The organism is Streptomyces maremycinicus (assembly GCF_001184025.1).
GTDB classification, from domain to species: domain Bacteria; phylum Actinomycetota; class Actinomycetes; order Streptomycetales; family Streptomycetaceae; genus Streptomyces; species Streptomyces maremycinicus.
This window is the reverse complement of the sequence record NZ_BBYG01000009.1, coordinates 207,478-220,514: the sequence shown is the minus strand read 5'-3', so window position 1 is coordinate 220,514 and position 13,037 is coordinate 207,478. Positions and strand designations below refer to the sequence as shown.

At 70.7% G+C, this 13,037-nt stretch carries 10 protein-coding genes; 4 read left to right on the top strand and 6 right to left on the bottom strand.

Annotated elements, in window-relative coordinates; translation table 11 throughout:
• Nucleotides 1-16: 16 nt before the first annotated feature.
• On the bottom strand, nt 17-1,882 hold the full coding sequence (locus AOQ37_RS05570; protein WP_062641812.1) for a lectin: 1,866 nt from the start codon (nt 1,880-1,882) through the stop codon (nt 17-19).
• Nucleotides 1,883-2,119: 237 nt separating this feature from the next.
• Here AOQ37_RS05570 and AOQ37_RS05565 point away from each other — a divergent pair, with 237 nt between their 5' ends.
• Together AOQ37_RS05565 and AOQ37_RS05560 are read left to right on the top strand one after the other, a co-directional pair.
• Nucleotides 2,120-5,152 (top strand): glycoside hydrolase family 3 protein, encoded by a 3,033-nt coding sequence (locus tag AOQ37_RS05565; protein WP_062641811.1) that lies wholly within the window; start codon nt 2,120-2,122, stop codon nt 5,150-5,152.
• A gap of 62 nt (nt 5,153-5,214) precedes the next feature.
• The gene (locus tag AOQ37_RS05560; RefSeq protein WP_062641809.1) at nt 5,215-6,582 is read left to right on the top strand and encodes a hypothetical protein; all 1,368 of its coding nucleotides are present in this window, start codon (nt 5,215-5,217) and stop codon (nt 6,580-6,582) included.
• 255 nt (nt 6,583-6,837) lie between these two features.
• Here AOQ37_RS05560 and AOQ37_RS05555 read toward each other — a convergent pair whose 3' ends face one another.
• The 3 genes from AOQ37_RS05555 to AOQ37_RS05545 all read right to left on the bottom strand — a co-directional run bounded on the left by AOQ37_RS05555 (nt 6,838) and on the right by AOQ37_RS05545 (nt 9,245).
• The gene (locus tag AOQ37_RS05555) at nt 6,838-7,623 is read right to left on the bottom strand and encodes a S1 family peptidase (protein WP_062641807.1); all 786 of its coding nucleotides are present in this window, start codon (nt 7,621-7,623) and stop codon (nt 6,838-6,840) included.
• A gap of 275 nt (nt 7,624-7,898) precedes the next feature.
• A complete protein-coding gene (locus tag AOQ37_RS05550) occupies nt 7,899-8,537 on the bottom strand; it encodes a hypothetical protein (protein ID WP_062641805.1) in 639 nt (212 codons plus the stop codon).
• A gap of 93 nt (nt 8,538-8,630) precedes the next feature.
• Nucleotides 8,631-9,245: a YceI family protein gene (locus tag AOQ37_RS05545; RefSeq protein WP_062641804.1), complete on the bottom strand. Its 615-nt coding sequence runs from the start codon at nt 9,243-9,245 to the stop codon at nt 8,631-8,633.
• 368 nt (nt 9,246-9,613) lie between these two features.
• Between AOQ37_RS05545 and AOQ37_RS05540 the strand changes: the two genes are divergently transcribed.
• The gene (locus AOQ37_RS05540) at nt 9,614-11,218 is read left to right on the top strand and encodes an acyl-CoA carboxylase subunit beta (protein ID WP_062641802.1); all 1,605 of its coding nucleotides are present in this window, start codon (nt 9,614-9,616) and stop codon (nt 11,216-11,218) included.
• Between the two features lie 67 nt (nt 11,219-11,285).
• A complete protein-coding gene (locus tag AOQ37_RS05535; RefSeq protein ID WP_062641800.1) occupies nt 11,286-11,477 on the top strand; it encodes an acyl-CoA carboxylase subunit epsilon in 192 nt (63 codons plus the stop codon).
• Nucleotides 11,478-11,792: 315 nt separating this feature from the next.
• Here AOQ37_RS05535 and AOQ37_RS05530 read toward each other — a convergent pair whose 3' ends face one another.
• Both AOQ37_RS05530 and AOQ37_RS05525 read right to left on the bottom strand, forming a co-directional pair.
• Nucleotides 11,793-12,374 carry a GTP-binding protein gene (locus tag AOQ37_RS05530; protein WP_054239772.1) on the bottom strand — a complete coding sequence of 194 codons (582 nt, stop codon included), beginning with the start codon at nt 12,372-12,374 and terminating at the stop codon, nt 11,793-11,795.
• Entirely contained in the window at nt 12,355-12,942 is a 588-nt protein-coding gene (locus tag AOQ37_RS05525) for a DUF742 domain-containing protein (protein ID WP_062641799.1), read from the bottom strand. Before AOQ37_RS05525 ends, AOQ37_RS05530 begins: the two co-directional genes overlap by 20 nt.
• Nucleotides 12,943-13,037 lie beyond the last annotated feature (95 nt).

Sequence of the window (13,037 nt, the reverse complement as noted above, 5' to 3'; positions counted from 1 at the left end):
GGCCGACGGCCCGGACCTACCGCAGTTGCCATTTCTGGTTGGCGGCGCCCGTGCACGCCCAGATCTGCGCCCGTGCCCCGTTCGCCGACGAGTTGTCCGTGACGTCGAGGCACTTGTTCGCCGCGGTGTTCACGACATCACCGGTGGCCGTGTCGTACGACCACCGCTGGGCACCGGTCCCGTTGCAGTCGTACAGCTGCACCTTCGCCCCGTCCGCCGTCGACGCCGAGGTCACGTCCAGGCACTTGCCGAGTGCCTGGACGGAGCCGTCCGTCTGCACGGTCCACCGCTGAGCCGTCGAGCCGTTGCAGTCGTACAGCTGCACCGCCGTCCCGTTGGCGCTCGAACCACCGGCCACGTCCAGGCACTTGCCCGCCAGACCGGTGAAGGCCCCCGACCGGGCGCCGCCGCCCGACTGCGTCCCCGACCAGGTGAAGGTCGCCGACGTCTTCCCCGGCAGCGAGTACGTCGCGTGCTGCGCGCCCCAGTTGATCGTCACCGTCCGGGCGGCCGACGCGTCGTTGTAGGCGATCAGCGCCTTGGAGCCGTCGGGGTTGCGCCAGGCCACGTTCGGCACCGTCGACGACGCCGTCGACGCGATGCGCCGCGCGCCCGGCCGGACGAACTTCGTCAGGTGCCCCATCGTGTAGTACTCGATCATGTAGTCGACGGTCCCGCTCGCCCCGTCCCCGTTGTGCACGGTGATCAGCCCGTCACACGTCCCGCAGCCGCCGTTGTGCGGCCCCCGGTTCTGGTCCACGGCCAGCGACCACTTCGTCACCGACTTCGCCCAGTTGCGGGTGTAGTTGACGATGTCGAGCATGTCCTCGCGCTGCTGGTTCGCGATCCACGTGCCGCCGGAGTGCTCGGTGCCGAAGGCGTCCAGCTGCGGGTACCGGTCGTGCACCGCCGTCTGCTTCGCCACGTCACCGCCGTAGCCGTGCCAGGCGATCCCGCCGAAGTTCGGGTGCGAGCGGACCGCCGCGTCGTCCACCGTCTGCGCCGCGTACGCGTCGTAGGTGTCCCAGTTCCAGTCGTGCGCGAGCACCTTCGTCGACAGCCCCGCCGCCGCCAGCTTCGGCAGCAGCTCGCTCTTCGTGAAGTACGCGAGCCCCGACGCGTTCCAGCTCATCGACGGGTAGCCCGAGCAGCACGTCGGCTCGTTCTGCGCCGTCACGTACGCCACCGGTATGCCCTGGTCCCGGTACGCCTGGAGGTACTTCACGAAGTACGAGGCGTAGGCCCCGTAGTTCTCCGCCTTCAGCCAGCCCCCGTTGAGCTGCCCGCTGTCCTTCATCCAGGCGGGCGCCGTCCACGGCGACGCCATCACCGTCAGCGCCGGGTTGAGTTCCCGGGCCCGCCGGGTCAGCGGCACCACGTCCGCCAGGTCGTGCGCGATCGTGAACTCCGACAGGTCGGCGTCCGTCTGGCCGGCCGGCACGTCGTCGTAGGTGTAGCCGAAGCGCGCGAGATCCGAGCCGCCCATCGGATTGCGCAGGAACGACAGCCCGATGCCCTCGGTCGGCGAGAACAGCTTGCGCAGGGTCGCCTCCCGGGTCGCGGCGGACAGCGCCCCGCTGCCGTTCATCAGCCAGGCCGCGGTGTCCGTGAAGGACGCGCCGCCGCCGGTGAAGGTCTGGTAGCCGGTGTTCTCGTCGACGGTGATGTTCTCGCCGCTGCCGCCGGCGCCCGCCTGGAAGGCGAAGGCGGGCTGGGCCTGGAGCCCGCGGACCACGTGCCGCCCGCCGGCGTCGTCCGTGGTGGTGAGCCAGGCCGTGACCTGTTCGCCGGCCGCGTGTGCGGGCGCGGCCGCCGCGCTGATCCCGGCCGTGCTGAGCAGACCGGCCAGGAGCAGCCGGAGGACGCGTGTGGATCTCCGCATGGAGCGCCGCCCTTTCGAAGGTGGGGGATGGGGGCGTGCGAGGCGTGAGTAAATGACGGCCGACGGGGCGCGTCAAGGGGTCGCGCGTTCATCTGTCGAACGAACAACGTCCCTGATCCGGACGGGTGTTGCGGCCGTACCAGTTCTGGCGTGAAGTCTTGACGGCGCACCGGGTCACCAGTTAACTCACGCCGTGATCTAAGTCATGAGTGGACCACGAGAGTAGAGGGACGTTCCATGCGAAGAACCGCCCTGCTCGCCTCCGCCACCCTGCTGGCCGCACTGCTCCCGATGACCACAGCCGCCGGCGCGTCCGGCGCCGACGACCCCGGCCCCGCCCCCGTCCCGGTCGACCGCTTCGAGGGCGAGATCCCCTTCGCGAATCCGCCCGCCGAGGGCCTTTTCACCTGGGGCGGCGACACCGACGACCCGCCCGCCCTCCGGCTGGCCGCCCGCGAGGACGCCCCCGAGGGCGACCAGGTCCTCGCGGGCGACTACGACATCAGCGGCTACGGCGGCTTCACCCACGACTTCGCCTTCGCGGAGCCCGCCCACGACTGGTCCGCCCACCGCGGCATCCGGTTCTGGTGGGAGGGCCGCGACAACGGCAGCAAGATCGCCTTCGAGATCAAGGACGGCGGGGCGAACGGCGAGGCGTCCGAGCTCTGGACGACCTCCTTCACCGACGACTGGACCGGCTGGAAACAGGTGGAGATCCCCTTCACCGACTTCACCTACCGCACGGACTACCAGCCCGTCGGCGGCATCGACCACGTCCTCGGCCTCACCGAGACCTGGGGCTACGCCCTCACCCTCCCCGTCGGCGTCAAGGGCGACTTCGCCCTGGACGGTGTGGAGCTCTACGGCCGGGCGGACCAGTCGCTGCGCGCCGCCGTCACCACCGACGCGGCCGTGTACCCGGTCCGGGAGGGCGGCGCGGCCGCCGTCACCCTCACCGTCGCCACCACCGGCGCCGCTCTCCTCGACGACCCGGTCACCGTCGCCTACGAGACCGCCGCGACCGGAACCGCCGAGCCCGGCAAGGACTACACCCCGGTCGCCGGAACCGTCACCTTCCCGGCGGGAACTCCCTCCGGCACCACCCGCACGATCGCCGTCCGCACCCTGAAGGACCGGTCGGCCGAGTCCGCCGAGACCGTCCCGCTCGAGCTGACCGTCACCGGCGCCAAGCCGCCGGCCGAGACCCCGCAGGTCGTCGTCGACGCGCACGGACTGCCGTACCTGAACGCGAAGTTGCCGGTGAAGAAGCGCGTCGCCGATCTCCTGTCACGGATGAGCCCGGCCGAGAAGGCCGGTCAGATGACCCAGGCCGAGCGCGGCGCGATCGGCACCGGCGCCGACATCGCCTCCTACGACCTCGGGTCGCTGCTCTCCGGCGGCGGCTCCACGCCGACGCCCAACACCGCCGAGGCCTGGGCCAAGATGATCGACGGCTTCCAGCTCCGGGCGCAGGCCACCCGGTTCCAGATCCCGCTGATCTACGGCGTGGACGCGGTGCACGGCCACAACAACCTCGCCGGCGCGACCGTCATGCCCCACAACATCGGCATCGGCGCCACCCGCGACCCCCGGCTGGCCGAGCGCACCGGCGCGGTGACCGCGTCCGAGGTCCGGGCCACCGGCGTCCCCTGGGACTTCGCCCCGTGCCTGTGCGTGACCCGTGACGAACGCTGGGGCCGCTCGTACGAGTCCTTCGGCGAGGACCCGGCGCTCGTGGAGTCCATGGAGACGGTCGTCCAGGGCCTGCAAGGCGCCCGCGACGGCCGGGACCTGAAGGACGGCGACAAGGTCCTCGCCACCGCCAAGCACTTCGTCGGCGACGGCGGCACCGGGTTCGGCTCCTCCACCACCGGCAGCTACACCATCGACCAGGGCGTCACCAAGGTCACCCGGCAGGAGCTGGAGGCCGTCCACCTCGCTCCGTACCGCACGGCCGTGGACCGGGGCGTCGGATCGGTGATGCCCTCGTACTCGTCGCTCGACATCCTCGGCGACGGCCTGGGCCCGGTGAAGATGCACGCCCGCGCCGACATGATCAACGGGGTGCTGAAGGGCCGGATGGGCTTCGACGGCTTCGTGATCAGCGACTGGAACGCCATCGACCAGCTCCCCGGCGACTACGCCTCCCGGGTACGCGCCGCGGTGGACGCGGGCGTCGACATGATGATGGTGCCGTACTCGTACAAGGAGTTCACGGCGGCCCTGATCGACGAGGCCGCGGCCGGGCGGATCACCGAGCGGCGGATCGACGACGCCGTCGCGCGCATCCTCACCCAGAAGTTCGCGCTCGGCCTCTTCGAGAAGCCGTACGCGGACACGAGCGGCGCGTCCCGGATCGGCTCGGCCGCGCACCGGGCGGTGGCCCGGCAGGCGGCCGCCGAGTCCCAGGTGCTGCTGAAGAACTCCGGTGCGGTCCTGCCGCTGAAGAAGAGCCAGAAGGTGTATGTGGCGGGCTCCAACGCCGACGACATCGGCAACCAGACCGGCGGCTGGACCATCACCTGGCAGGGCGCCTCGGGCGACATCACGCAGGGCACGACGATCCTGGAGGGGATGAGGAAGGCCGGCGGTGACGTCACCTATTCCCGGGACGCCTCGGCGTCGACGGCCGGGTACGACGTGGGGGTCGTGGTCGTCGGCGAGACCCCGTACGCCGAGGGTGTCGGAGACGTCGGCAACGGCAACGACCTCGAGCTGACGGCCGCCGACCGGGCCGCCGTGGACAAGGTGTGCGCCGCCATGAAGTGCGCGGTGCTGATCGTCTCGGGGCGGCCCCAGCTGATCGGCGACCGGCTCGGTGACATCGACGCGCTGGTGGCCTCCTGGCTGCCGGGCACCGAGGGCGACGGCGTGGCCGACGTCCTGTACGGCAGGCGGCCCTTCACCGGGCAGCTTCCGGTGACCTGGCCGAAGTCCCAGGCACAGCTGCCGATCAACGTCGGCGACGCGGCGTACGACCCGCAGTTCCCCTACGGCTGGGGTCTGACGACGCTGAGCCGGGCACCGGAGGGTGGAACGGCGACCCTTCAGGGGCTGCGGGCCGCGGCCGCGGTGGCCGAGCGGGCCGGTGCCGGCGAGGTCGGACGCGCGCTCGTCGGCAAGGCGCGGCTGCTCGTCCAGCAGAGGATCGGCCAGGCCGTCACGGCGGCGGTGGCGAAGCCCTTCGCCGACGCCGACCACCTGCTGCTGACCGGTCGGTACGCGAAGGCGGTGGAACAGCTGACGGCGGCGTACCGGGCCGCGTCCTGACGGCTGTCACCCCATCCCGTCCGAATGGACCGCTTTCAGCGGCTTTCGGGTAGCTTCGAAGTATGCAGGTCGCTCGATCGACCCGAAGCTTCGCCGGACCGCTGATCGCACTGGCGCTCGCCGTCCTGACCGCTCTGGCGGTCATGACGGCGGGCGCTCCGCGTGCCGCCGCGGCCACCGACGTCTCGACGATCGCCGCCGCCCTGCGCGAGAGCCCGGTCTACGTCGATCCGGAGGCGAGCGGCCAACTGTCCCAGGCCGAGGCGCACGCACTCCAGCAGCAGATCGAGGACGCCGACAAACCCCTGTTCATCGCCGTCCTGCCGGCCGGCTACCCCACGGCCGACCTCTTCACGGACCTGCGCACCGCCACCGGCGTGACCGGCCTGTACGCGATCCGCCTCGGTGACCGCTTCGACGCCCGCGCCGACTCCTCGGTGCTGCCCCGCACGGCCGTCCGCAACCTGGTCGCCGGCGTCCAAGGGGAGAGCGACGCCCACACCCAGCTGACCGACTTCACCGACCGGGCGCTGGCCAACATGGGCGGCGCGGCGCCCAGCAGCTGGAACTCCTCCGGCGGCGACGGGATCTCGTCCACCGCGCTGATCACGGCCGGCGCGGTGCTGGTGGCGGGCGGGGCGGGCGCCTACACCCTCGTACGGCGCAACCGCCGGCGGCGCGCGGCGGAGCAGCGGGCGGCCCTCGACCGGCTGCGGATCGTCGTGGACGAGGACATCACGGCCTTCGGCGAGGAACTCGACCGGCTGGACTTCCACCCGTCGGAGCCGGGTGCGGACGACTCCATGCGCGCCGACTACGCACGCGCCCTGGACGCCTATGAACAGGCGAAGTCGCTCATGGCGGCGGCGGCCAGACCCGAGGACGTCCGCGCCGTCACCGAGGCGCTGGAGGACGGCCGCTTCTCGCTGGCCCGGCTGGGCGCCCGGCGGGCCGGACAGCCGCTGCCCGAACGCCGGCCGCCCTGCTTCTTCGACCCCCGGCACGGCCCCTCGGTCGGTGACGCCACCTGGACCCCGCCCGGCGGGGCCACCCGTGAGGTCCCGGTCTGCGCGGCGGACGCGACCCGCCTGGCCGACGGGCGCGACCCGGTCATCCGCGAGGTCGACAGCGACTACGGCCGCCGCCCGTACTGGGAGGCGGGCCCCGCCTACGGCCCCTGGGCGGGCGGCTACTTCGGCGGCGGCATCCTGCCCGGCCTCCTCGTCGGCACCATGCTCGGCGGCATCATGGCCGCCCCGTCCTACGCCTCCGACTACGGCACCGGCTACGGCGACTTCGGCGGCGGCTACGAGGGCGGCGACGTCTCCGGGGCCGACTTCGACCCGGGCGACTTCGGCGGCTTCGGAGGCGGTGGGGGAGGGGACTTCGGCGGAGGCGGCGGCGGGGGCGACTTCGGCGGCGGCTTCTGACGCCCGTCCCGTCCCGCCGGTACCCCCACCCTTATCCGGGTTCCGCGGGTACTCCGTCACGCCTGTATCCGGCTCCGCAGGTCCCCGTCCCACCCGTATCCGGTTCCGCCGGTACCCCGTACCGCCTCCGGCCGGTCCCGCGGTAGCCGCTCACCGGTAGCCGCACCGGTAGCCGCCGGAGGCCCGGCGCGCGATGGCGCCGGGCCCCTGGACGTCGTACGACGCACTCCGTCCGGTCCGCGGGACCGGCGTGCGTCAGAGCGTGGCCGCCGCCGCGGCGATGGCCGAGGCGAAGGTGGAGACCTCGGAGTAGACGCCGGGCGCGTTGGCCCGGGCGCAGCCGATGCCCCAGCTCACGATGCCGACCTGGATCCAGGCGTTGGCGGAGTCCCGGCGGAACATCGGGCCGCCCGAGTCGCCCTGGCACGTGTCGGTGCCGCCGGCGGTGTATCCGGCGCAGATCTCGTCACTGGCGACCAGACCGCTGTAGCCGCTGTACGTACGACAGGTCGCGTCGCTCACGAACGGCACGGTGGCCTTGAGCAGATAGCGCTGCTGGGCACCGCCCTCGGTGGCCGAGCCCCAGCCGGCGATGGTGAAGGTGCCGGTGTTGTACTGCGTGGTGGTGGCGATCTTCAGGGTCGACTGGGTGGTGATGGGCGAGGCGAGCTTGATGAGCGCCCAGTCCTTGCCGTTGCCGTTGTAGCCGGGAGCCCGGTACACGTAGGTCGACCTGACCTGGACCCGGCCGGTGGTGGACTGGAGGTCCACGACACCGGCGGTGGCGGTGATGCTGGTGTTGGCGCCGGTCCCGCTCACGCAGTGCGCGGCAGTGAGCACGATCTGCTGGGTGTAGAGCGCTCCGCCGCAGCCCATCGAGAGCCGGACCATGAACGGGAACTCGCCCTGCGCGGCACGGGTTCCGCCGACGACGGGGGAGGGGGCGGCCTGTGCGGACGAGAGGGGCTGAAGGCTGGCGATCGCGAGGGCGGCCGCGCCGACGGCGGCGAATCTCTTGAGCGCGGTGAGGAGCTTCTTCAAGGTGGGGCCTTCCGTGGGGGGTGGCTTGACGAGTGCATGTCAACGCAAAGATCGCGCCGCGAGGATCGCAACGCAAAGAAAGGTCCACGCGCTGGCATGGTCAGGTCAAATCTGTTGCTGGATTATGGGAATCCCGCAAGCCCTCACACAAGGGGGCTGATTCAGCCACATCCGTCCGCCGACGGCGTCTCCGGTCCGGACGGACCGCCTCTCCCGTCCGGCCGGCGGTCGCCTCCACGGAGCGGAGACGGCCGCCGGTGCCTCGTGAGCCGAGGTCAGTCCTGGACCGCCGCCTTCGCGAAGCCGAGCAGTGCCTCGAAGTCGATCGCCCCCGGGTCGCCGTGCGTGTTCTCCGGTACGTGCATGTGCCCGCACACCCCCTTGAACGCGTTCCACCGGTCCCCGCTCATCCGCTGACCGCCCCCGTTCCCGGCGGACTTGGGGTAGGCGGGCCAGAGTGCCGGTCCCCGCAGCGGGACCCGGTGGTGGATGTTCATCCACGCCAGGTACTCGGCGACGGCGCGCAGCGCCCACTCCGGCGCCTTGGGCCAGTAGATGTGGGCCTGGTCGCGGGCCTTCCACTTGGCGTGGATGTCGGGGGCGCAGGTGCCGACGAGCTCCACCTGGCAGACGTTCAGCGTGTTCGTCTCGACGCCGCCGCGCTTGTTGACCAGCGCGCGCGAGGAGACGTCGATCTCGAAGTGCTGGTACCACTTCAGCTTCCTGGCGGCGAGGTCCGGCACGGCCGTCAGGTTGGGTGCGGCGGAGCCGCCCTGGTAGTCGGGCAGCGAACGCCCCTCGGTGGTGTGCAGGACGACGACGTTGACCTCCATGCGGTCACCGCCGAAGTCGTCCTGGTACCAGTGGTCGCGATTGGCTCCGGGGAAGTGCTGGGGTCCGGTCCTGGTGCTCATGTCTCGCGACTGTGACACGGAACGCCGAAAGGGGCCGGGAGCTCTTCGCTTCCGACCCCTATTCGCCGATTTCCACCGTATTCGGAAGATCACTTACGCGTTCTTGATCGCCGAGATGTCGAAGTTCAGCTTGATCTTGTCCGAGACCAGAACGCCACCCGTCTCCAGTGCCGCGTTCCAGGTCAGGCCCCATGCCGAGCGCAGGATCTCGGCCTTGCCCTCGAAGCCGACCCGCTCGTTGCCGAACGGGTCCTTGGCGGAGCCGTTGAACTCGAGGTCGATGCTGAGCGGCTTGGTGACGCCGAGGATGGTGAGGTCGCCGGTGATCCGGTAGTCGTCGCCGCCCAGCGCCTGCGCCGAGGTGGAGCGGAAGGTCATCGCCGGGAACTCGTCGGTCTTGAAGAAGTCGGCGGTCTTCAGGTGGCCGTCACGGTCGGCGGACCCGGTGTCGATGCTGTCCATCGTGACGTCGACGGTGGCGCTCGACTTCGACGGGTCGGTGCCGTCCAGGTGCAGCGAGCCGGTGAACTCGTTGAACTTGCCCTTGACGTTCGTGACCATCGCGTGGCGCGCGACGAAGCCGATGGTCGAGTGGGCGGGGTCGATCGTGTAGTCGCCGGTCAGGGCGGCGAGCTCGGGGCTCACGGTGGCGGTGCCGGCGGCGGTGGTGGCGGTCTCGTCGGTGGTCTTGCGGCCGAAGATGCCCATGACGTGCTCCTTGGGGACGGGAAGATCGAGGATGTTTAATCTTCAACGAGGTTAACGAGAACGACCGTAGACCTATTCCGTTCAATGTTCAACATCTTCGCCCCGGCGAGTTCGCCCCACTAGGATTCGGTGGACGCGGACGGCCGTCCGGACGCTCCCTTTCACTCCGGGGAGGGCATGTGCGCCCCGGGAATGTGAGGCGGGTCTCAGTGCCGCGGTTTGTGTGACCCCTACAAGACCCAGCCCCTCTGAGCAGTCGGAACGGCTGCATGCGCGCCCGGTTCTGTTCAGGGGTACCAGGAAAACGCGCCGGAGACTGTACGGAGTCGACGTCCCTCTTTCCTTGGTGGGCTTCGTAAGGTCACTACATGACCGTTTTGGAAGAGACGACGGGCGAGCAGACCGCAGAGCCTTCGGAACCCACGGATGCGCGCGGCCGCGTGGCCGAGCTGCACCAGATCCGTGCCCAGGCGCTGGCCGGCCCGAGCGAGAAGGCGACCCAGGCGCAGCACGCCAAGGGCAAGCTGACCGCCCGGGAGCGGATCGAGCTGCTCCTGGACCCGGGGTCCTTCCAGGAGGTCGAGCAGCTGCGCCGGCACCGGGCGACCGGATTCGGCCTGGAGGCCAAGAAGCCGTTCACCGACGGTGTCATCACCGGCTGGGGCACGGTCGAGGGCCGGACGGTCTTCGTCTACGCCCACGACTTCCGCATCTTCGGCGGCGCGCTGGGCGAGGCCCACGCCACGAAGATCCACAAGATCATGGACATGGCCATCGCGGCCGGTGCCCCGCTGGTCTCGCTCAACGACGGCGCCGGCGCGCGTATCCAGGAGGGTGTCTCCGCCCTCGCCGGTTACGGCGGCATCTTCCAGCGCAACACCAGGGCCTCGGGCGTCATCCCGCAGATCTCGGTCATGCTGGGCCCCTGCGCGGGCGGCGCGGCCTACAGCCCCGCCCTCACCGACTTCGTCTTCATGGTCCGCGAGACCTCGCAGATGTTCATCACCGGGCCGGACGTGGTCAAGGCCGTCACCGGCGAGGAGATCAGCCAGAACGGCCTCGGCGGCGCCGACGTGCACGCCGAGACCTCGGGTGTCTGCCACTTCGCGTACGACGACGAGGAGACCTGCATCGCGGAGGTGCGCTACCTCCTCTCGCTGCTCCCGCAGAACAACCGGGAGAACCCGCCGCGCACCGAGTCCGGCGACCCGGCCGACCGACGCGGCGACGTCCTGCTCGACCTGGTCCCGGCGGACGGCAACCGTCCGTACGACATGACCAAGGTCATCGAGGAGATCGTCGACGACGGCGAGTACCTGGAGATCCACGAGCGCTGGGCCCGCAACATCATCTGCGCCCTGGCCCGCCTCGACGGCCAGGTCGTCGGCATCGTCGCCAACCAGCCGCAGGCCCTCGCCGGTGTCCTGGACATCGAGGCGTCGGAAAAAGCTGCACGCTTTGTCCAGATGTGTGACGCTTTCAATATCCCGATCGTCACCTTCCTGGACGTCCCCGGATTCCTCCCGGGCGTCGACCAGGAGCACGGCGGAATCATCCGGCACGGAGCGAAGCTGCTCTACGCCTACTGCAACGCCACCGTGCCGCGGATCTCCCTGATCCTGCGCAAGGCCTACGGAGGTGCCTACATCGTCATGGACAGCCAGTCCATCGGTGCCGACCTCACCTACGCCTGGCCGACGAACGAGATCGCCGTGATGGGCGCCGAAGGTGCCGCCAACGTCATCTTCCGGCGTCAGATCGCCGATGCCGAGGACCCCGAGGCCATGCGGGCCCGCATGGTCAAGGAGTACAAGTCCGAGCTGATGCACCCGTACTACGCGGCGGAGCGCGGTCTGGTCGACGACGTCATCGACCCCGCCGAAACCCGCGAGGTACTCATCAGGTCGCTGGCCATGCTCCAGTCGAAGCACGCGGACCTTCCCTCGCGCAAGCACGGCAACCCCCCGCAGTAACCCGGCAGATCCCACGGGTAACCCACTGGATCCCCTGCGGAAACCTCATCCACGGAGACTTGCACCCATGAACGCTCCCGACATCCGCGTCGAGAAGGGCCACGCCGAGCCCGAGGAAGTCGCCGCCATCACGGCGGTCCTCCTGGCCCGCGCGGCCGCCCAGTCGTCCCCGACCGAGACCCACCGAGGCCGCCCCAAGGCCGGCTGGCGCCGCCTGGAGCGCGAGGGCGGCTTCCGCGCCCCGCACAGCTGGCACTGACCCGTAAGACGCGGAGAGGGCCCCTCACACGAGAGGGGCCCTTTTCTGTGGCCCGGTGGCCGGTGGCCCGCGCTCGGCGGTCCGGCGGTCCGGCGGTCCGGCAGGCCCGGAGGCTCGGCGGCTCGGCGGTCCGGTGGCTCGGCGGTCCGGTGGCCCGATGGCCCGGCGGCCCGCAGGCCCGGTGGCCCGATGGCCCGGCGGCCCGCAGGCCCGGCGGTCCGCGAACCCGGCGATCCGAGAGCCCCGACGGTGTCGGGGCAACGGCGAAGGCCCCCTCCTGGTGGAGGGGGCCTTTCGGCTGTCTACGGCCGGTGCCTACCGGAGACGGGCCATCAGCGCGTGCTCCACGAGCGTGATCAGCGCGCTCTTGGCGTCCGCGCGGTGGCGGGCGTCCGTCGTGATGATCGGGGTGTCGGGGCCGATCTGGAGGGCCTCGCGGACCTCGTCCGGCTGGTACGGCTGCGAGCCGTCGAAGCCGTTGAGGGCGACGACGAACGGCAGACCGCTGTTCTCGAAGTAGTCGACCGCCGGGAAGCAGTCGGCGAGACGCCGGGTGTCGACCAGGACGATCGCGCCGATCGCGCCGCGCACCAGGTCGTCCCACATGAACCAGAACCGGTCCTGGCCCGGCGTACCGAACAGGTACAGGATCAGGTCCTGGTCCAGGGTGATACGGCCGAAGTCCATGGCCACCGTGGTGGTGGTCTTGTCCCCGGTGTGGGTGAGGTCGTCGATCCCCGCCGACGCGGACGTCATGACGGCCTCGGTGCGCAGCGGGTTGATCTCCGAGACAGCCCCGACGAACGTGGTCTTGCCCACGCCGAAGCCGCCCGCCACCACGATCTTCGCGGAAGTGGTGGAGCGGGACGGACCCCCGCTAGAGCTTGCGAAGTCCACTGAGCACCCTTTCGAGCAGTGTCACGTCTGGCTGGCCGCCGGCGTTCTCGTCGCCGCCGGGCTGATGGATGGCGACCAGTCCCGCCTCCGCCAAGTCGGCGACGAGGATCCTGGCCACGCCGAGAGGGATGGTCAGCAGTGCCGAGATCTCGGCGACCGACTTGATCTCTCGGCAGAGGTTGCAGATCCGCTGATGCTCGGGCAGTTGGCCCTGCATCTGGTGCGGCTGCGCAGTGGTGTGCACCAGCGCCTCGATGGCGAGCTGGTACCGCGGGCGGGTCCGGCCACCGGTCATGGCGTACGGACGCACCAGCGGGTTGTTCGACGCCCCTGCGGGCGCCGGTTCCGGGGTGCGGCGGTGCGGCTGTACGGGCTGGATGCGCGGCGCCGACGGCTGGTCGTACGGCGACGGCCCGGGACCCTGGGGGCCCTGGGGCGTGTACGGCCGCTGCTGGCTGGGCGCGGAGGGGAAGTTGTAACGGTTCGGGTTCTGGGAACCGTCGCCTTGGCCCTGGGCAGGGCCGTACGACCAGTTGCCCGAATTCGATCCGCCTGGGGGTGTTGCCACTCTCTCTCCTCCTCCGATGTGCCTGGCACCCATCACGTGGAAGCCGCGTCCCGAAACCCTACGGCCTCGGGACGCCAAAACGCACCGTTCGTTTG

Bases quoted from the DNA above. Each gene is read 5' to 3' on its own strand.
- AOQ37_RS05540 (WP_062641802.1), top strand. From the start codon at position 9,614: ATGACCGTTTTGGAAGAGACGACGGGCGAGCAGACCGCAGAGCCTTCG.
- AOQ37_RS05570 (WP_062641812.1), bottom strand. From the start codon at position 1,882: ATGCGGAGATCCACACGCGTCCTCCGGCTGCTCCTGGCCGGTCTGCTC.
- AOQ37_RS05535 (WP_062641800.1), top strand. From the start codon at position 11,286: ATGAACGCTCCCGACATCCGCGTCGAGAAGGGCCACGCCGAGCCCGAG.
- AOQ37_RS05565 (WP_062641811.1), top strand. From the start codon at position 2,120: ATGCGAAGAACCGCCCTGCTCGCCTCCGCCACCCTGCTGGCCGCACTG.
- AOQ37_RS05550 (WP_062641805.1), bottom strand. From the start codon at position 8,537: ATGAGCACCAGGACCGGACCCCAGCACTTCCCCGGAGCCAATCGCGAC.
- AOQ37_RS05560 (WP_062641809.1), top strand. From the start codon at position 5,215: ATGCAGGTCGCTCGATCGACCCGAAGCTTCGCCGGACCGCTGATCGCA.
- AOQ37_RS05545 (WP_062641804.1), bottom strand. From the start codon at position 9,245: ATGGGCATCTTCGGCCGCAAGACCACCGACGAGACCGCCACCACCGCC.